The organism is Bacillus sp. AFS015802 (genome assembly GCF_002561455.1).
Taxonomy (GTDB): Bacteria; Bacillota; Bacilli; order Bacillales; family Bacillaceae_B; genus Rossellomorea.
In genome coordinates, this window is the sequence record NZ_NTUP01000001.1 from 1 (window position 1) to 18,484 (window position 18,484).

General features: G+C 41.4%; 19 protein-coding genes. 8 read left to right on the forward strand and 11 right to left on the reverse strand.

What is annotated here, in order from left to right; all coding sequences use genetic code 11:
• Positions 1 to 80: 80 nt before the first annotated feature.
• On the reverse strand, positions 81 to 431 hold the full coding sequence (locus CN378_RS00005; RefSeq protein WP_098349889.1) for a DUF1033 family protein: 351 nt from the start codon (positions 429 to 431) through the stop codon (positions 81 to 83).
• A 168-nt stretch (positions 432 to 599) separates the two neighbouring features.
• Between CN378_RS00005 and CN378_RS00010 the strand changes: the two genes are divergently transcribed.
• The 3 genes from CN378_RS00010 to yidC all read left to right on the forward strand — a co-directional run bounded on the left by CN378_RS00010 (position 600) and on the right by yidC (position 2,349).
• Positions 600 to 1,055 carry a cupredoxin domain-containing protein gene (locus CN378_RS00010; RefSeq protein WP_098349890.1) on the forward strand — a complete coding sequence of 152 codons (456 nt, stop codon included), beginning with the start codon at positions 600 to 602 and terminating at the stop codon, positions 1,053 to 1,055.
• A gap of 218 nt (positions 1,056 to 1,273) precedes the next feature.
• Positions 1,274 to 1,555: a hypothetical protein gene (locus CN378_RS00015; protein ID WP_098349891.1), complete on the forward strand. Its 282-nt coding sequence runs from the start codon at positions 1,274 to 1,276 to the stop codon at positions 1,553 to 1,555.
• Positions 1,556 to 1,587: 32 nt separating this feature from the next.
• Positions 1,588 to 2,349 (forward strand): membrane protein insertase YidC, encoded by a 762-nt coding sequence (gene yidC / locus CN378_RS00020; protein ID WP_098349892.1) that lies wholly within the window; start codon positions 1,588 to 1,590, stop codon positions 2,347 to 2,349.
• 46 nt (positions 2,350 to 2,395) lie between these two features.
• Here yidC and CN378_RS00025 read toward each other — a convergent pair whose 3' ends face one another.
• On the reverse strand, positions 2,396 to 3,568 hold the full coding sequence (locus tag CN378_RS00025; RefSeq protein ID WP_098349893.1) for a D-alanyl-D-alanine carboxypeptidase family protein: 1,173 nt from the start codon (positions 3,566 to 3,568) through the stop codon (positions 2,396 to 2,398).
• A 261-nt stretch (positions 3,569 to 3,829) separates the two neighbouring features.
• Here CN378_RS00025 and CN378_RS00030 point away from each other — a divergent pair, with 261 nt between their 5' ends.
• The 3 genes from CN378_RS00030 to CN378_RS00040 all read left to right on the forward strand — a co-directional run bounded on the left by CN378_RS00030 (position 3,830) and on the right by CN378_RS00040 (position 7,203).
• The gene (locus tag CN378_RS00030) at positions 3,830 to 4,462 is read left to right on the forward strand and encodes a 5-bromo-4-chloroindolyl phosphate hydrolysis family protein (RefSeq protein ID WP_098349894.1); all 633 of its coding nucleotides are present in this window, start codon (positions 3,830 to 3,832) and stop codon (positions 4,460 to 4,462) included.
• A gap of 17 nt (positions 4,463 to 4,479) precedes the next feature.
• A complete protein-coding gene (locus CN378_RS00035; protein ID WP_098349895.1) occupies positions 4,480 to 5,619 on the forward strand; it encodes a toxic anion resistance protein in 1,140 nt (379 codons plus the stop codon).
• 276 nt (positions 5,620 to 5,895) lie between these two features.
• The gene (locus CN378_RS00040) at positions 5,896 to 7,203 is read left to right on the forward strand and encodes an aldehyde dehydrogenase (protein WP_098349896.1); all 1,308 of its coding nucleotides are present in this window, start codon (positions 5,896 to 5,898) and stop codon (positions 7,201 to 7,203) included.
• 124 nt (positions 7,204 to 7,327) lie between these two features.
• Here CN378_RS00040 and CN378_RS00045 read toward each other — a convergent pair whose 3' ends face one another.
• The 5 genes from CN378_RS00045 to CN378_RS00065 all read right to left on the reverse strand — a co-directional run bounded on the left by CN378_RS00045 (position 7,328) and on the right by CN378_RS00065 (position 13,639).
• Positions 7,328 to 8,905, reverse strand: a complete 1,578-nt coding sequence (locus CN378_RS00045) for a cation:proton antiporter (protein WP_098349897.1) — start codon at positions 8,903 to 8,905, stop codon at positions 7,328 to 7,330.
• Between the two features lie 484 nt (positions 8,906 to 9,389).
• Positions 9,390 to 11,309, reverse strand: coding sequence for a vWA domain-containing protein (locus CN378_RS00050; RefSeq protein ID WP_098349898.1), 1,920 nt, complete (start codon positions 11,307 to 11,309; stop codon positions 9,390 to 9,392).
• 10 nt (positions 11,310 to 11,319) lie between these two features.
• The gene (locus tag CN378_RS00055; protein WP_098349899.1) at positions 11,320 to 12,201 is read right to left on the reverse strand and encodes an ATP-binding protein; all 882 of its coding nucleotides are present in this window, start codon (positions 12,199 to 12,201) and stop codon (positions 11,320 to 11,322) included.
• Positions 12,202 to 12,362: 161 nt separating this feature from the next.
• Complete coding sequence (locus tag CN378_RS00060) at positions 12,363 to 13,268, reverse strand: GNAT family N-acetyltransferase (protein WP_179884739.1); 906 nt, start codon at positions 13,266 to 13,268, stop codon at positions 12,363 to 12,365.
• A gap of 167 nt (positions 13,269 to 13,435) precedes the next feature.
• Positions 13,436 to 13,639, reverse strand: a complete 204-nt coding sequence (locus tag CN378_RS00065) for a DUF6501 family protein (RefSeq protein WP_098349901.1) — start codon at positions 13,637 to 13,639, stop codon at positions 13,436 to 13,438.
• A 234-nt stretch (positions 13,640 to 13,873) separates the two neighbouring features.
• Between CN378_RS00065 and CN378_RS00070 the strand changes: the two genes are divergently transcribed.
• Positions 13,874 to 14,203 (forward strand): hypothetical protein, encoded by a 330-nt coding sequence (locus tag CN378_RS00070; RefSeq protein WP_098349902.1) that lies wholly within the window; start codon positions 13,874 to 13,876, stop codon positions 14,201 to 14,203.
• Between the two features lie 31 nt (positions 14,204 to 14,234).
• Here CN378_RS00070 and CN378_RS00075 read toward each other — a convergent pair whose 3' ends face one another.
• From CN378_RS00075 to CN378_RS00085, 3 genes are all read right to left on the reverse strand, one after another.
• The gene (locus tag CN378_RS00075; protein ID WP_098349903.1) at positions 14,235 to 14,861 is read right to left on the reverse strand and encodes a DedA family protein; all 627 of its coding nucleotides are present in this window, start codon (positions 14,859 to 14,861) and stop codon (positions 14,235 to 14,237) included.
• Positions 14,862 to 14,979: 118 nt separating this feature from the next.
• Complete coding sequence (locus CN378_RS00080) at positions 14,980 to 15,849, reverse strand: gamma-glutamylcyclotransferase family protein (protein ID WP_098349904.1); 870 nt, start codon at positions 15,847 to 15,849, stop codon at positions 14,980 to 14,982.
• A gap of 191 nt (positions 15,850 to 16,040) precedes the next feature.
• Positions 16,041 to 17,672: an AMP-binding protein gene (locus tag CN378_RS00085; RefSeq protein WP_098349971.1), complete on the reverse strand. Its 1,632-nt coding sequence runs from the start codon at positions 17,670 to 17,672 to the stop codon at positions 16,041 to 16,043.
• Between the two features lie 387 nt (positions 17,673 to 18,059).
• Here CN378_RS00085 and sda point away from each other — a divergent pair, with 387 nt between their 5' ends.
• Positions 18,060 to 18,194 (forward strand): sporulation histidine kinase inhibitor Sda, encoded by a 135-nt coding sequence (gene sda, locus CN378_RS00090; protein ID WP_034758885.1) that lies wholly within the window; start codon positions 18,060 to 18,062, stop codon positions 18,192 to 18,194.
• A 75-nt stretch (positions 18,195 to 18,269) separates the two neighbouring features.
• Here sda and CN378_RS22395 read toward each other — a convergent pair whose 3' ends face one another.
• On the reverse strand, positions 18,270 to 18,407 hold the full coding sequence (locus tag CN378_RS22395) for a hypothetical protein (protein WP_179884740.1): 138 nt from the start codon (positions 18,405 to 18,407) through the stop codon (positions 18,270 to 18,272).
• Between the last annotated feature and the right edge of the window lie 77 nt (positions 18,408 to 18,484).

The following is an 18,484-nucleotide window of genomic DNA, read 5'->3' on the forward strand; positions in this document are numbered from 1 at the left end:
TCCGAACGAGTTAGATTTTTTATCAAATCACTCGTTCGGATTTTTCTTTAGCTGAAACCCTTTTGTCCCAGCCTCTTTGTTCATGTCTGCTCCATATAGTTAGTGATTTCAGTGATGACCGCCTCATCCTTCAATTCCATCGGCTGATCATTTTCAAATATGACCAACCCGTAGTAGACCTGCAGATCATCATCACATGCTTCACAGAAGTACACTTCCTCAGGATCCCAAAACGCCGCGGAATGAAATTTTTTACTCTTTGATTGTGGGAAGCTCCTCTTAAGTCTTCTCCATTCTGTGAGAAATGCATGAACTGCTTCATCCTTCTTGTCAAAAGTCCAATCCTTTACTATATCCTTCTCCCAGCCTTCAAAAAACCACCATGGCTCTGCATCACTTTTTGTCGTTATAACTCTCCAAGTGTTTTCCAATGCTTCACCCTCCTTGCATCCATGTCCAAATTGTACATAAAATACGGACGAAAGAAAAACATTTAAACTATCCTCCTATAAATTATTGACAAGTTCTCTTCCGAACAAGCATAGGTTTATAAAAAAGGTCCATGCTTTCTTGGTCAATCAAGTAAGGAGTGAAATGATATGAATTTCATTGTATTAAAGAAAGGTTCGATCATTGCCATTTTGGTGACGATCATGGTCATTACGGTCGGTACGATTTGGTCCTTATCCTCAAAAAACTCATACCCCACGGTGTCCCTGTCAGAGAAAAACGGTGAAAAACAGGTCATTCAGCTTGTTACAGGCGAGTTCAAGTCGGAAACGGCCGACGGTAAGGAAATTGAAGCATACCGGTGGGACCCGGGCACCATTGTAGTTGAAAAAGGCAAAGAGGTTGAACTCCGCATTTACGGAGTAAATGGAATGGAACACCCCTTTTACATCGAGGGGACAGATATTACGGGTACCGTAAAAAAAGGGAAAGAAACGGTAGTGAACGTAACCTTTTCAAAGGAAGGTACGTATAGACTTATTTGCGAAACGCATGAAACCATTGAAAATAATGGTCCGATGATTGCTTATATCGTCGTGGATTAGCTCTTTCTACTTTAAAACATAAGGTCTCTAAGGCGGTATGCTGCTGCATAGAGGCTTTTTTTCATGAAGCGAAATTTAATTCTCTTTTCTGAAACCATTTGTTCACAAAATCGTATAAACAATTACCATGGATTCTATTTCTATTTAGCAGTATACTTTATATGTATTATAGGATTCTTACTGGATGCAACTAGAATTTTTAAAAGGAGTCTTCTCCATTGACATTTATTATTGTACAAGACTTATTGGATTTTTATTTAAGTCCTTTGCATGTTAGTATCGTATTTTTATTTATATTGGCATTGATTTGGGATCGTTGCCCTTCCCCATTTCATCTTTACACCCAATATTATGATAAAAGACTTGAAGGAAATAATCTCATTCTCAAGCAGATTGCCGAAAATGAGGTCATGCCTGTCAGGGTCTGGTTTACCACTTGCATGAAATTTCAATTTTATCATACTGATAATGATGAAGAATCCTCTTCTGTATATGTTTAAAAGAGAAGCATAGCTACAGAGGAGGAAAAACATTGAAAAAAATTTCATTCATTTTCGTTTTACTATTATTCACACTGACTGGATGCCAAAGCGCCACCACTGAAGGAGCATTCTTTCATGATTATCTTGTGAATCCATTTTCATTTCTCATCCATGAAATAGGAACCTTCATGGGTGGTAACTTTGGAGTCGCCATTATCGTGATCACACTCCTGATTCGTTTGATTCTTTTACCTTTTATGCTTAAAACGTATAAAAACCAACAGAACATGAAAGGGAAAATGGCATTAATCAAGCCTGAAATGAATGCGATCCAAAAAAAGATCAAAGAAACGAAGGACAAAGAAAAACAGAAGCAACTTCAGCAGGAATTGATGATGCTTTATCAAAAGAACGGTGTAAATCCTCTCAACATGGGGTGTTTGCCGTTATTGATCCAGACACCGATCCTGATCGGATTGTATTATGCCATCCGGTCATCTTCAGAAATTGCCAGTCACTCTTTCTTATGGTTCAATTTAGGACAGCCTGACCATATCATGGCGATTATTGCAGGGGTCGTGTATTTAGCTCAATCACGTGTATCCCTGATGAACATTCCTGCAGAACAGCAGGCACAGATGAAAATCATGGGTCTTCTTTCACCCGTTATGATCTTTATCTTTTCACTGAACGCACCAGCTGCCCTTCCCCTTTACTGGGCTGTCGGAGGAGCGTTCCTCATCCTGCAAACCATGATCGGGAAAATGCTTTATCATCCACAACCTTCCATAGGAAAACAGGAAAGCCAATGAAAAAAGGGAGCCAACCGGCTCCCTTTTTTGTATATAAGCAATCGTATTATTTATTATAAGATTCCATCCGAAATATAGACATCCCTGCAATGAGGAGAAGTGCCATGTAAATAAAAAATGGATAAAACAGTAGTTTCTCCCTCCATTCCTTGCCGAAAAACATCCCCTTATGTTTACTCGAAGCGACTGCTTCTGAATGGGTTACGGGTGTTTCTTTTACCGGCGTCAAGTGAGTAGAGAGCATTTTTTGATGATCCCGGTCATACAGGGTCAACACACCATCAGGGTCAAGCTCCTGAGTCACCCCACCGCCTACAGGTTGTGTGAATGAAATGTCCCTTCTGAGATCATAGGAAGTACCGTCCAACTGAAAGACAGTCTCCTTTGGGATATAATTCCTTTCAAACCCATTCAACCCGTAATCAAGCAGTTTCTTCGTATCCGAATAGATGGCCCTTTTGGACTGTGCCTTCATTGTAACAACCACAATCGACAGCTGATCATTTTCCGCTGACGTCACAAGGGTGTGTCCCGATTCGTTTATAAATCCATTCTTACCGCCCGTCACTTCAGTGTAAGGGATTTCTCCCTTTACCATCTTGTGATGATTATAAAGTGTGGTATTCCAGCCTTCAGCCTTCCAGTCCACGGACTCTAAATCAAATAGCGTTTGAAACTGTTCATTCTTCAATGCATAACTCGTGATTTTGGCCATGTCGTAAGCGGTTGTATAGTGATTTTCCCCATATAGTCCATGGGGATTCTCAAAATGGGTATCCTCCACCCCCACTTCTTCTTTAAGGAAAACATTCAATTTATCGACAAACTGTTTCACAGAACCGTCCGTATGTTCAGCGATGGCAACGGCGGCATCATTCCCTGAGTTCACCATCAATCCTTGAAGGAGCTGCTCTAAAGTCAATGTTTCCCCGGCCGTTAAATAAACAGTGGAGCCTCCGGTATTACTTGCCTTCTTACTGATCTTCACCCGATCCGTGAGATTGGCATGCTCAATCGCGTAAATCGCGGTGGCAATTTTCGTAATACTTGCAGGGTTCATTCGTTTATTCCCATTTTTGGAGTACAGAATACTCCCTGTTTTGGAATCTATCATGATCGCGGAATTGCTGTATATATTTCTTGGTTTGTTTACATCTTGTGCTGATGAGATAGATGCAGAAGAGAAAAAGAAGATCAGCACAATGAATAGTTTTTTCATATATATCCACACACCTGTCTTGTCATTGAACTCACTAACCCATTCTACCAAAAATGGATTTCTTATAATCATCCAATTGAAAAATGTTAAGAAAATGAAAGAATGATGTCATTTCCTTACATATCCCCCCGATTTTTCTTTTTACTTTGAGACTATATTTCCATTATCATGTCATTTACACTAAAATAAGAGTATAGATTTGAAACCTTTTACACTGTTAATCGTATGTATGGTAAGCATCTTTATTAAGGGGTAGATGAAATGAACACATTTCTGCAATTTTTATTAAGGACGGTCATCTCTTTCAGTATAGGGACCAGCAGTTTTATCGCATACTTACTCCTATTGGACCTGGGATTCCCTCTTACACTCTTATCAGGGGTCGGTACCGGGATACTCTTTTTCATCATCGTGAAGCTGCTTCAAAAAAGATGGTGGCTGAATAAAAATGGACTTTCCGGACAGGAATTTCGATATATAAACAGAAATTTAAAAGAAGCAAAAGAAAAAGTAAAGCGTCTCCAAAGGCAGCAGTTAAAGGTAAGATCACTCGGAGCCTTCAAGCAAATCCTTGAAATCAACCGCTTGAGCAGAAGAATCTATCAGCTTGTAAGAAAAGAACCTAAGAGATTTTTTTCAGCAGAGTCCTTTTTTTTCTACCATTTAGACTCGGTTGTAGAAATCACCGAGAAGTACACTTTCCTTGCTTCCCAGCCCGGGAAGAATAAAGAGACGTTTCTGTCCCTCCAACAAACCCGTACGACCCTGGATGACTTGACCGGGTCATTGGAGAATGATTTACAAAAAGTGTTGGCAAACGACATGGATACCTTACAATTTGAACTGAATTTCGCGAATCAGCATTTATCGCAAAACAATAAAGATCTCAAATAAATGTCGGAGGTTTTATAATGGAGCAACGAAATGAACAATCAGAACTGGATTTATTGCTTTCAAACCCGTTTGGAGAGGAAACGCCTGCTGTCAACGAGCAAACAAAGTCCCCTCTGTTACTCGACCGTCTACCTAAAGAACAGCAGGAAAAAGCGAAACAACTAGCCGCTCAAATCGACTATAAAGATTATGAAGCCATTTTGAAATATGGAACAGCCGCCCAATCCCAGCTGTCAACTTTCTCCCACTCGATGTTGGATCACGTGCAAAAACGTGATATCGGACCGATTGGAGACGTATTAAGTGATTTAATGAAAAAGCTTGAGCAGATGAATCCCGATGAGCTGAATACGAAGCAAAAAGGCGTATTCAAAAAGCTGTTCCGTAAAGTGTCTTCCTCCCTGCAGGAGGTTCTTTCAAAATACCAGAAAATCGGTTCACAAATTGATCGGATTTCAGTGAGACTGGAGCATTCAAAAAAGACCCTTCTTGATGATAATCGACTATTGGAAACATTATATGATAAAAATAAAGACTACTTTCAAGCACTTAATATGTACATTGCGGCAGCTGAAATCAAACGTGAAGAAATTCAGCATAACCTTCTCCCTTCATTACGGAAAAAAGCGGAGGAAACCGATGACGAACTGACATATCAGGAAGTCAATGACACCATGCAGTTTCTTGATCGGTTGGATAAGCGCATACACGATTTGAAATTAAGCAGACAGATGACCATTCAGTCCGCCCCTCAAATACGCTTGATTCAAAATACGAATCAGGCATTGGCAGAGAAGATCCAAGCTTCTGTCCTGACAGCGATCCCCCTTTGGAAGAATCAAATCGCCATTGCCCTTACCCTTCTGAACCAACAGAAGGCCGTAGCAGCTCAAAAGCAGGTTTCACGTACGACCAATGAGCTGCTCTTAAAAAATTCCGAGATGCTTAAAACGAATAGCATCGAAACGGCAAGGGAAAACGAACGGGGAATCATAGATATCGACACCCTTAAGAAAACCCAGGAAAACCTCATTTCAACGATTGAAGAAACATTGGCCATCCAGGCAGAAGGCAGACAAAAACGACAGCAAGCCGAACAGGAAATGGTCACAATGGAAAACGACCTGAAACAAAAACTAATTGAAATTAGAAAATAAGAGAACCACAAAGGCCTTCCCTTCGAATCTTTGCGAAGGAAGGGCCTTTGCTTTTGTACCGGCATGTACACCTTCTCCCTCACTGATTTATGAGTCATATGTCTTGCATAACCGATTTGATTATACTATCATTTTTCACATGCAAACAATTGACACCTCAATAAATTGCGCGCAATTATATTGGGAATCATGAAATATATACCAAGAGTATATCCGCAACGAAGCGGGAAAAGCGTAAGGGGTACCCGCTATTTAGAAGAGGAGGAATGTTTAATTATGGAAAACTATCAAGAACTTATAAATAAGCAGCAATCATTTTTTCGGACTGGCAAAACAAAGGATACCAGCTTCCGTTTCGAAAACCTGACTAAATTAAAGGAACTTATTCAATCACATGAACAGGACATCATAAAAGCTGTTAAGGAGGATTTGAATAAACCGGAAATAGAAGCTAAGCGGGCAGAAATCGGCCTTGTCCTTGGTGAAATAGACTTCACCATGGAGAACCTTGCTGGATGGGCATCATCGAAGGAAGTTAGAACACCGGTTACACACGAAGGTGCAAAGAGCTTCATTCATCCAGAGCCATATGGCTCTGTACTTGTCATCGCCCCATGGAATTATCCATTCCAACTCGCCGTTGCTCCACTTGTGGGAGCGATCGCTGCCGGAAACACAGCTGTCCTGAAGCCATCCGAATTGACCCCGCACACTTCAAGACTGCTTGCAAAAATGATCAATGACCACTTCCCGGAAGAATATCTTCGAGTAGTCGAAGGAGAAGTCGAAACAAGCACAGCCCTGCTTAAACAAAATTTCGATTATATCTTCTTCACAGGCAGCACTGGTGTCGGGAAGATCGTAGCAGAAGCTGCAGCCAAGCATTTAACACCTGTCACACTTGAACTAGGTGGTAAAAGCCCAACGATTGTAAATTCGGACGCGGACATTGCTGAAGCGGCTAAGCGCATTGTAAGAGGTAAATTCGCAAATGCGGGTCAAACATGTGTCGCCCCGGATTATGTTCTCGTCCATCGTGAAGTAAAGGATGAGCTGTTGGCAAAAATGAAAGAAGCCATCAAAGCGAGTTACGGAGATAATATCGTTCACAACCCAGACTTTGGCCATATTGTTAGCGAAAGACACTTTGACCGCCTGATAAGCTTCCTGGACAATGGGCGAATCGTGACGGGGGGCGGGTCGGACCGCAGTCATCTCGTCATTGAACCGACGATTCTGGATTCGATTTCATGGGACGACCCCATCATGAAGGATGAAATATTCGGACCGATTCTTCCGGTCATCGAGTATGAAGACACATCTGAAGTGATTGATGAAATAGTGAAGCGGCCAAAGCCTTTGGCACTTTATCTGTTCTCTGAAAATGAAACTTTTCAGGATGATATATTGACAAACATCTCATTTGGAGGTGGCGCTATCAATGATACAATCAATCATATGACCTCTCACTATCTTCCATTCGGTGGTGTGGGCGATAGCGGCATGGGAGCGTATCACGGCAAAGCAAGCTTCGATACATTCTCTCATTTCAAGAGCATCCTGAAACGCTCGAATGTAAAATAACCATTTTGTCGATAACTTCAAAGCACCAAATAAGGGACCATGAACGAAAGAAGATTTTCTTTCGTTCATGGTCCTTTTATAACTGATGCCGGAAATGTGGAATATTTATCCATATTAAGCTATATTAACTATTTCTCTCATTATGAACGATGCTGTCCGTAATGCTGTCGTATTCCTTCTCCGCAATGGAGCTGCTGATGATTTCTTCCTTTTCAAGTTTGGCAATCGCCTCATACTCTGCATAAAGGGCATGTTTTTTCAACGTAGAGAGCTGATTTGCTTTCAATACAGGGTTTCTGACAAATAAGTCATCCAATTGTGCTTTGAGCATATCGATCCTTTTCTTATACGTATCAATGAGTTCATCTGATATAGGATCCGTGATATAAAGTTTTTGCTTCACGCGATGAATCTCTGAAATCGCTGTTTCATATCGATGGAGCTGACTAAGTAATTTCTCAAATTCCTCGTGACCTTCCTCTTTTGGCTTAATGCCCAAAACATTGATTAGCGGTTTGATGGTCAGTCCCTGGACGACCAGACTGAATAACACCACGCTGAATCCGAGTATCAACACATCTTCCCTGCCCGGGAAGTCACGAGGCAGACTAAGGACAAGGGCGATGGAAAGTGATCCTTTCAATCCCCCCCAATTGAGTATGTGTTTCCACATATGCGGGAAATTCCCGATAAGGGACAAGCTTGTATAGACGGCAATACTCCTAGCAACTAATACGACAAGTATGGCTGCGAATATGTACGGCCATTTATCCAGTAAATCGATCCTCGTTATTTCCAGGCCGACCATTAAGAAAACCAAGGAGTTCGCAAGTAAAGCGGCAACATCCCAGAAACTGCTGATATTCAACTTGGTCGTGGGGCTCATTCCAATCTTCCCGCCAAAATTCCCGAAGATGAGTGCTGCAATGACCACAGCGATGACCCCTGATGCATGAACACTTTCTGCCAGAAGGAAGGAACCATAAAATAAGATGACACTAAAGATGATTTCAAGGGGATAATCATCGTAATACTTCGTTAAAATCGAAAAGGCATAGCCCAGGGACCCACCTATGATCACACCCAAGGAGACCACCCTGATGAACTCCCAAATTCCGCTTCCAAGCCCGGCCCATCCCGCATCAATGTATGAAACAAGATAAAAGGCAGAAATATTGAACAATACCACGGCCAAGCCATCATTGAATAAGCTTTCTCCTTCGATAACAACGGCCAACCTTTTCTTTACCCCTACGCTCTTGAAAATGCTCAATACACTGACTGGATCTGTTGCACTCATTAGCGCTCCGAATACAAAAGCAGCCGGAATGGAGAAATCAAAGAAATAATACGCTGAAAATCCGACGATTAAAAATGAAATAAATGTTCCTCCGAAAGCCAGGGCGATGATCGGTTCCTTGTTAGCCCTCAGATGGGAAAAAGGCAGCTTCAGCGCCGCTTCCCCGAGGAGTGCCGGTAAAAAAAGCGTAATGATGACGAAATTAAAGACCTCTCCTTCTGTAATGAAATCTTTAAGCGGTTCCAATACAGGTATATTGAATAATCCGATCAGGGCTCCTACTATGACGAGAGCAATCGGATAGGGCTGCTTGAATTTCTTCGCAACCGCCGTGATCCCGGCTGCTATCATCACTAATATAAGACCCAATTCAAAAATATGGTGCATATCCAACTCATGCATAATCGTCATATCCTCCCTTGTACAATACAATCCTCTTCCCGATTGTTTCTATTACTAACCTTCCCTGTTGTCAAAAAATGACTCATCCCTCCGACACACTAAAACAAAATAATAAAGATGACAATGCTGTTTTCATTAAGCTCTTTTCTTAAAGTTTGTTGCTATCTTAGAGAAGAAAGTGCTGGTTGATTTCCGCTCCAGGATGCTCGCTCCGTTCGTCCGCGGAAAGCGAAGCAATTCCCCTCACCATCCCTGCACACACTGATTGACAAAGCCTAGGCACAACATATGTTAAAAGCAACAATCTTTGCGAAAAGAGCCTTCCATAAGAAAAATCACCCTTCTTAAGTATACAGATATTTCCTACGTGTTTAAAACCCGAATCGTCCCTATTTCAAATCTTGAATAGGAGAGCATGTTTTTTCGAGGAAGTAAAGTAGAAAAAGACGACTACAGCAACAGCGTAGTCGTCTTCTGAAATGAATCATATACTTTTGTACAACAGTTTTCGGAGTAAAGGGAATAACACTTCGGGGAGTTCTTCCACATTGGAAACAAGGATGCTGTAATTCCCATAGATGTTTTGAATGGTCTTTCTTTGGTTCTCATCGATTTCACCGTTGGATAAAAAGACGTTAATGACTTCGATCCCTTGTTTTCTTGCATCCAAAACGGCTTCATGAGTATCGACGATTCCATTCTGCTCATACTCCATAGCTGCAGGCTCTCCATCGGAAAAGACAAGGAGGAATTTTTGTTTTTCATTCCGCCTAAGAATTCTCTCCGTCATTAAACGGATGGCAAAACCATCCCGATTATCCTCTTCTGGTTGAAGCTGCATGATTTCTGAACCGCTGCCCGGCTTCAGGGATGACTGGAAATTCAATACGGGATTCATATAATTCGGCTGGCTGGTCTTGGTGGCACGATTGGTATCTTCCCAAAATCCGACTACTTCGTGTGGTACCCGGACGGATTTTAACGATTCATGAAATAGTGTAATACCGAGCTTCGTTTGATCCATTTTGTCATACATGGATCCTGAACAATCGACAAGTAGAGAAAACACGGCATCTATTTCGGAGGAAGGATTCTGCTTTTTATAAAATAGTCTCGGATTGTCATCCGTGATGAACCTCAATAACTTTTTGTTCAGTCTTCCAAAGTGCAAATCGCTTCGAGGCTGGATGCGTTTATGTTCCAATGTCTTCTCGATCATTTTCTGCAGTTTTTTCTGAAACGGGGCAACCAGCCCTTTATTGTGATGATAATCAAGTCTTTCTTCAGAGGTAGGGACACTTGGGGTTATAAAGTGAGGGACGGCAAAGCGATTGTCTTTTCCATACTCACTTTCGCCACCTCCCGGCTCATCCCTCTCCTGTTCCTGAGCTTTCATATTTTGGTACTGCTCCCTCTCTGTCTCTTTGGAGGATCCTTGTACCATCGCTAACGCCTGGTCCCCGTCATCCCCTTCACGGACCCCTTCACCCATCAGGTCGGACTGTGAACCTTGATCTACATCAAACTGCAGGAAGGATTCGCCCTTGTCACTTGTTTCCCTGTGCCAGGTACGGAATTCCTCATCGATCACTTCTTCGTCTCCGGTGCTTTCCTCTTCCAACACATCCTGATTCAAAAGAGGGTCTTTTCTTTTTAAATCGTCAAATGTTTCGTTGAACATTTCAGGAGAATCATACACGTCTTCAGGTAAATGGAAATATTCATTCAACATATCCTTTCGAACGATTTCATCCACCACTTCCACGATTTCCAAAGCGATTCCCGCTACATCCTTAGTCGAACGGGTTTCAAAGAAACGGGTGATCTGTCCATGAATAAATGGCATGGCTAAGTCAATATCCTCGTTGAGCTTAACCGGCTGTTCCAAAGGAGATTGAGCATGTAGCAGAAGGAAGATGGTATTGAACAGGGCATCAGTAAACACACTTTTCGTCAAATTCACTTTAAGCTGGGCTTCAAAGTGCTGACGATATAATTTCCTTCTTGTTTCAAAGGCTCTCTTTGTCCCTGGCCGTTTGGATTTACAAATTTCCTCCAGTCTTATTTCTTCCCCGATGACAAACAATTGCTTGGCAAATCGGGGAACTGAAGTGGATTTTACCTTTTCAATATAGTTGACCACTTCATCATTTTCTGTTTCATGAAGATTGCCAATCGTCCTCAGGTATATGTCACTTTTCAATCCAAGAACTTCTTCATCCCTTAATCGATGATCCCAAAAATGACTGACGTAGACAGTTTCCTCTTTATAATCCAAATACGAGAATGGACCATACTTCAAGTTCATATCCGCATTTTTAGAGAGGGTCTTGGTGAGATCCGCCATTTCCATCACTAAAAAAGAATCGATGCCTTCATCATTAAATTGTATAAATCGGTGCATTACAAATCCCTCATTCAAATAAGGTTTCTGCTATATTCATAATAGCTGCTTTTTCACGTTCATCTTCCAGTTTATCAACGATCCCCCTCTGTATAGCGCGCTTGGCGGGGAGGTACATTGCCAAGTCACAGGCATCGAGGAGAGCGCGTATGGAAGCCGCTTCTTCTGAAATTTGTCCATTCTTCACTTGGATCAATAGATCTGATGACAGGTTGACAAATTGGCTGATGAGCTTCGGATCAGTCAGCTTACTTTGACTTTCGATGACAGCCTTTAACGTTTTCCCTTCAATATAAGGGACATCTATGACAACAAAACGATTTTTCAGTGCCTCATTTAAAGGAACCGTTCCCACGTATCCTTCATTTATGGCCGCTACAACACCAAATGAAGGTGCAGCTTTCACGATTTCACCTGTAAATGGATTCGTTATACTTCTTCTGTAATCCAACACACCATTTAGAATCGGTAATGTTTCAGGCTTGGCCATATTAATTTCATCGATATAGAGAAGGTGACCATTTTTCATTGCTTGAATCACTGGCCCTTCGATAAATTCAATGGTATTCTTTCCATCCCTTTCACTGATCGTTTTGTACCCCAGTAGTGCTTCCGCGTCTAAATCAACCGAGCAGTTAATACTGTGCATCGGTTGGGAGAATATAGATGATAATGTATCGGAGAGCTTTGTTTTCCCTGACCCAGTCGGTCCTTTAAGAAGGAGATTTTTGCCTATGGAGAGAGAAATGATACTGTCCTCGATGATATAATCTTCACTGGCCGTATACCCGCCCTCCCCAATCAATGAATGATGCTCAGTAGAAGCGAATGCTTGCTTTCTTTCATTTATGATATGGGTGACCGATTCCGGTAATTTTCTTTCCGTATTCATGCTTTGACATCCTTTCCAATTCACATACTAGTCATTCTACATGTAATAGCGCTTACACTGCAAAGGGTCTGTCTATATTTTTTCCTGATTCTCAAGATCTATCAAATGAAGAGTCACCTTGTCATCAGAAAAAAACACCCTGATTGGGTGTTTTTCGAGCTTTATACTTTCAAATCATATCGGGTGAATCCCCTAAACACATACATACCCGCTTTTTGATAAACAATCGTGGCATCTGTGTAGCTGTCGCTGTCGACGGAAAGGGCTGCTGTTTTCATTCCACGCCCCTCAAGCTCCCAAAATGCATAGTAGAGTAAGAGGTGGGCCAGTCCATTACGGCGCAAATTTCTTTTGATCCCCAGATGAGTGACTTCGCCCATTTTGGTGTCATGATTGACAGAACAAAGGATAAATCCCACCAATTGGTCTCCATCCTTCAGAAGGTACCAGAGAGTCGGATCAAAGGAAGGGCGTAGAAACCGCTGCTTGAATTCTTCCAATTCTGTCGGATGGTAATCAAAATGGTCTGAAAATACTTCTTCGAATAGTTCATGAAGATCATGGGTTTCGGTTGCGGGATTGAAGCTCGAAATCGTATAAGGAGAAGGGGTGGCCGGAATCGTCAAGTTTTCAAGATCCTTTTTCATCTGAAACCAATAACGGGTTGGAATAAAGCCGCATTCTTCAAATGCCCTCTTCTCTACTTCAAGGTTTGCAGATAAGATAAGCGTTTTCGTTTCATTACCCGTTTTTTTTCCGGATTTAGCGGAAGACACTAATTCATTAACCATTTCCACAATATATCGATTCATTTGATCAGTAGGATTAGCCATAACCAAAGAGGGAAGACGATGATCCTTTTCTGTCAAAATGGAGATGGCTGCTAATTCGCCGTCATGCCATAGTCCCCGACGGTCACTTTCAGGGATCGACTTAAGCATCTCCTCTATTTCTTCTTCACTGGTTTGGATTTCTCCATACACATTTGATTCGTAGTCCATAAACAGTTCAATCAGTGATGATCGGTCCTTTAACGTAAGCACTCGTATACTAAAAGATTCTTGCATTTTCCCTCTCCCCATCCATTCCAACTTTTCAAACCCTCTTAAACCGTGCGATAAATAACTAAAACTAAAAGACAAAGAATTAAAACCATAGAAAGGACTCCTGAACGGATATTAAAAAAAGCTGATTCCTTCCCCCGTTTAGAGAAGAAATCAGCTGGGTGGATGGGTTAGACTTCTTCAAAGTATTCTTTGTAGAAGCCACCCATTTTGCCACTTTCATCAATGACGAAATAATATTCTTCGGATTCGTTTTTCACTTCGTATTCTTTTCCAACCGTCAGAACATTTGCCACTGTATATTTCTTTGCGTCCGTATGTACACACTTTACCTTTTTATTCGTATGATGCTCCGTCCAAGTTTTATGGATCACGCCAATATCCTCCTTTTAATTAGAACTATGCTACTAGTATATTCTTACATAACCATTAGTTCAACTACTATCTAATGTGGAAAGTCGGTGGAACTCAAACATTTCATTTTCTACATATCCTGTTGATGAAACCACAAAACACCGTTTTCTGTCGATATACTTAGAAATCTGTCACTTCCAGCACTATCTATGGTATATTATAGGAGATCATCAGTTTGGAGAGGTTCGATACCAATGAAAAAAGGATTAACCAAAATGGGAATAGTCTTTTCGGTTATTATGGTCTTTTATATGACTACACACCGGCCAAATGAAGAACAGTTTTACTCATGGCTCTTGAATGAACATCATATCGAATGTCATAAGTCGATTACCTGTACAAAGACATTGGATGGGAACTCTTACACGACCCTGATCGAAACCGGCTCAAATATTAAGAATGAATATTTGCTATTTAATACGATCGGCAAGATCTATGAAGATGAGGATGGCTCAAGGATAACCGTTAAAGCGATGGGTGTGTTCGGGAAGTATATTACGATCATGATAGAAGAACAAGGCTGATGGAAAAGGGGAAATGTCCATCAGTCTTTTATTATTTACGATACCGCACTTTTTTCCATTTTGGTGAAGGAGTGCCTTTTTTCATGGTGATAACGAGCCCATATAGAATCATTGCCATCAATAGTATAGCGAAGAAGATCCCTGCTTTCACGCTCACGTCCTCTAATATCCGCTGAAAACTCTTAGGGAAATATCGTCCGATCTGAAAGTAGATCGTTCCCCAGACGAAAGCGGAAGGAAGGGCAAAAAGGAGGAATTTCATAAGGGAGATCCCTTTTGAGGCACCTGCAATATATGGCATAAATAATCGAACCCCGGGAATAAAGTAGCTGAACGAGATCGCCAGAGGACCGTATTTATTTAGCCAAAGCTCCCCATTTTGAATCAATTTTTTGGATTTATCCCCATTTAACATTCTAGCCGTAACCCTTGTGCCAAAATACCTTCCATTCAAAAATGCAAGGATTCCGTAAGAGATCAATCCACTATACATAAAGAAAAAAGAGGTGTACGGGTTAAAGTGTCTCCATTCAGAAAGATACCCCGCTAAAGCTGCAGCAAGTTCGTTCGGTACGGGTAAACCCAAAAAAACTACCCAACTAAAAAGGAACATGGCTATATAGCCAAATTGATCTACCAATTGAAGTAAAACGTCCATCACACACCTCTTTTCACCTTGTGAATGTTGGGTCCTGAAACCTTGGTAAGAGTTAATAAAATACCCTGATCGCGTAAAGTGAAAACCACTCGGAATCCCGCGTCTAAAGCCTTTTCTTTTAACTAAGCAGGTTCTGTACCTGATCTTTCGTCATACCGATATCCAATAATTGTTTCTGCAGCTTTTCATGGTAGGACCTGCTTACATGTGGACGGCTGCCGCGAAGGATTTCCCTTGCATAATGATCGGGAGGGCACGTTTCATCATATTTCCCCTTCACAATAAACGTCAATACATCTTTATACGGCTTACCCCCTATGACAACGTCAATGAAAGCTGCCCTATACCACCCCGGGGTTACCCCCTCCCTCGTAAACAGGTATTCTACTGCCTCCTTGGGGATATCATATACGACACCCTCCATGGTCCCCCCATCTTCCATGATGTCACCGCGACCTCCATCATGTACCTGGAAAAGATACTTCATCGTGTAACCCTTTAATACACCTGCACCCAGGCATTTCTTGAAATGCTGATCTACACCGGCTTTTATAAAACGATCGTCATCCATGCAGGAGCCGTATGCAAAATAAAGGGTTCTTTCAGGATTACTCTTTAGATATTGATGCACTTTCCAATCTCCCGAAGGAATTTCTTCTTGTAATAAGGCTTCGTTTTCAGAATAATAAACAAACGCTTCTTGAACACCGGTATCCGTTGTCACTTGTTTGAGCTTCCGGATATAAAGGTTGTCTTCCCGACCCTCCAGAAAATCCTCGAGTTCATCAACTCTCGCTAAAATGTCAGGGTTAATCTTATATAATTCTCCATAGACTTTACCATTGCCTTCTTTAAGGGCGGGAAAACCTCTATTGGTTTCATATAGAACCCCATCTGCCCACGCTTGTTCCCGGACTAATGAAGCTTCCTTTAACAACGTGTGATTGCTTTCATGTCTTCTTAACGTGCCATAAACAAAAACGTACATGATGTAACCCCTTCCGATTGTTAACATAACATTATTACAGTTAATCTAGCACACTGTCTTTTTTTTATTTTATCAAATGATCTATGAAATTCCAGTTATTCTGCTCTTATTATACGAATATTCTTAAACAAAAAGGACATTCCTCTTTGTATGGGAATGTCCTTTTTCAGGAAGCGCTTTCAATTATTTAATTATTTTTCTATTGCTGTTTGCTTCGCCTGCTCTCGTAATCTGAACTTTTGGATTTTCCCCGATGCAGTCATTGGGTAGGAATCTGTAAATTCAATATACCTGGGAATCTTATGTCGGGAGATCTTACCGGTACAATACTCTCTGAATTCTTCAGAAGTCGCGGTTTGGCCTTCCTTCAAAATGATCCAGGCCATGACCTCTTCCCCGTACACCTCATCAGGAATACCAATGACCTGGACATCCAGAACCTTTGGATGGGAATAAAGGAATTCTTCAATTTCTCTCGGATAAATATTCTCACCGCCTCGAATGATCATATCTTTTAATCTTCCGGTAATCCTGCAATATCCGTGTTCATCCATTACCGCCAAATCACCGGTATGAAGCCAGCCTTCTTCATCAATGGCAAGCCTCGTAGCCTCTTCATTCTTATAGTACCCTTTCATGACATGATACCCACGGGTACACAATTCTCCCTGGACCCCATGCGGTACTTCCCGGTCCGACCCGGGTTCTACAATTTTCACTTCGACGTTTGGCAGTGATTTCCCTACCGTTTCGACCTTTAATTCAATCGGATCGTGAGTACGTGTCTGGGTGATCACAGGTGAAGACTCCGTCTGGCCATAGGCAATCGTAATTTCATCTGCTCCCATTTTGTCCATGACTCCTTTCATCACTTCAATGGGGCAATTACTTCCTGCCATGATACCGGTGCGAAGATGAGAAAGATCGTATTGATCGAAGTCCGGAAGATTCAATTCGGAAATGAACATGGTCGGTACCCCATGGAGGGCCGTGCACTTTTCATCCTGTACGGTCTTGAGGACCTCCCTTGGATCGAATTCCTGTAACGGAACCATTGTAGCTCCTACGGACACGCATGCAAGAACGCCTAACACACATCCGAAGCAATGAAAAAAAGGAACCGGGATACACAAACGGTCTTCTTGACCAAGTCTCATACACCCGGCAATATTATACCCGTTGTTGACGATATTCGAGTGTGTGAGCATGACACCCTTCGGAAAGCCCGTTGTCCCTGATGTATACTGCATATTGATGACGTCTAGGGGAGATAGGCTCGAAAGTCTTTTATCGAGCTCCTGTTCATCCATTTCTTTCCCTCTGTCCATAATATCCTGCCAGCCATATGTACCCGGATAGGAATTCTCCCCTAAAACAATGACATTCTTTAAGAAAGGAAGTTTTGAACTCTTTAAATTCCCTGGCTCGGAAGATTTCAATTCCGGGCAGATTTCATAGAGCATATCTATATAAGAAGCTCCTCTGAATCCTTCCATCAAAATAATCGTCTGACTGTCAGATTGCTTTAATAAATACTCTAATTCCGCCGTCCGGTAATTAGTGTTCACGGTTACCAGGACTGCCCCCATTTTCCCTGTCGCGAACTGGCTCACTAACCACTCAGGTGTGTTGGATGCCCATATGGCAATATGGTCCCCTTTATTGATACCCAGGTTCATAAGTCCCTTTGCCGCCTGTCTGCACAGTTGATTAAACCTGTGATAAGACCATCTTAACCCCCTGTCTGCATATACAACCGCTTCAACGTCAGGTTGAATCCTTGCTTTTTCTTCGAGAAGATCTCCTACTGTAGTGTGTAAAATCTCCGACAAATGAATATCCCCCTTTAACTGAACCATATTAAGCTAGGAACCTTTCATGCCTTTGCAACCGAAGAGGTAGAATTTCAGTCCCTTATTCGTGTATATTATCATAAAAATGGAAATATTCAAACTAGTTTACCCCTTTTGTTTAATGGGGTTCCACTTCCACTATTGGGGACCCCTGCAGCATGTGGCAGGATTGAAAATATCCAAACTATATTGTATAGACAATAATCGCCTATCTTAAACCAATTTCAACAAAATAACTAAAAATACAACTTTAGACGTAATTTATGAAAAAACTCTTTTCAAATGTGTGGTTTCTATGTAAAATAAATAGAAAATATAGAAAATTCTATATTTTATACATTTCCTGGGAGGTTGGTCATGAAAATCTTAAGTAATGAACAGTTGGTGGCAGCTTATCGTGATGCTGAGAAACAAGGGAATGATCAGGACTGGATTTCGCTTCTTAAGAAAGAAATTCGTAACCGTGGATTGAAACCTTTTAGGAAATCTTGACAAAAGTTAAAACAACTCATAATTCTGGCTTTTATCTCACCCCCCTGAGATAGCAATGTTTTGCGACAGACTCAATTAATTGAGTCTGTCTTTTTTCATTTCCTTGGATTCATGATAATCCTTGATCAGCTTGTATTGCACAGGATCAAGTAATCCCAACTTATGAAATATATAAGAATACTGAATCATCTTTTTAGAATGATATCCTCTCATTATTTCCACCCCCTTTTAAATGTCCGAAACTTTCCTGAAGGAAACTTTATTTGTCTTATCCATATTTTATGTATTTG

What these genes read in the sequence shown, in the direction of transcription:
- CN378_RS00010 (WP_098349890.1), top strand. Translation starts at nt 600, where the DNA reads ATGAATTTCATTGTATTAAAGAAAGGTTCGATCATTGCCATTTTGGTG.
- CN378_RS00025 (WP_098349893.1), bottom strand. Translation starts at nt 3,568, where the DNA reads ATGAAAAAACTATTCATTGTGCTGATCTTCTTTTTCTCTTCTGCATCT.
- CN378_RS00030 (WP_098349894.1), top strand. Translation starts at nt 3,830, where the DNA reads ATGAACACATTTCTGCAATTTTTATTAAGGACGGTCATCTCTTTCAGT.
- CN378_RS00035 (WP_098349895.1), top strand. Translation starts at nt 4,480, where the DNA reads ATGGAGCAACGAAATGAACAATCAGAACTGGATTTATTGCTTTCAAAC.
- CN378_RS00040 (WP_098349896.1), top strand. Translation starts at nt 5,896, where the DNA reads ATGGAAAACTATCAAGAACTTATAAATAAGCAGCAATCATTTTTTCGG.
- CN378_RS00045 (WP_098349897.1), bottom strand. Translation starts at nt 8,905, where the DNA reads ATGCATGAGTTGGATATGCACCATATTTTTGAATTGGGTCTTATATTA.
- CN378_RS00050 (WP_098349898.1), bottom strand. Translation starts at nt 11,309, where the DNA reads ATGCACCGATTTATACAATTTAATGATGAAGGCATCGATTCTTTTTTA.
- CN378_RS00055 (WP_098349899.1), bottom strand. Translation starts at nt 12,201, where the DNA reads ATGAATACGGAAAGAAAATTACCGGAATCGGTCACCCATATCATAAAT.
- CN378_RS00060 (WP_179884739.1), bottom strand. Translation starts at nt 13,268, where the DNA reads ATGCAAGAATCTTTTAGTATACGAGTGCTTACGTTAAAGGACCGATCA.
- CN378_RS00070 (WP_098349902.1), top strand. Translation starts at nt 13,874, where the DNA reads ATGAAAAAAGGATTAACCAAAATGGGAATAGTCTTTTCGGTTATTATG.
- CN378_RS00075 (WP_098349903.1), bottom strand. Translation starts at nt 14,861, where the DNA reads ATGGACGTTTTACTTCAATTGGTAGATCAATTTGGCTATATAGCCATG.
- CN378_RS00080 (WP_098349904.1), bottom strand. Translation starts at nt 15,849, where the DNA reads ATGTACGTTTTTGTTTATGGCACGTTAAGAAGACATGAAAGCAATCAC.
- sda (WP_034758885.1), top strand. Translation starts at nt 18,060, where the DNA reads ATGAAAATCTTAAGTAATGAACAGTTGGTGGCAGCTTATCGTGATGCT.
- CN378_RS22395 (WP_179884740.1), bottom strand. Translation starts at nt 18,407, where the DNA reads ATGAGAGGATATCATTCTAAAAAGATGATTCAGTATTCTTATATATTT.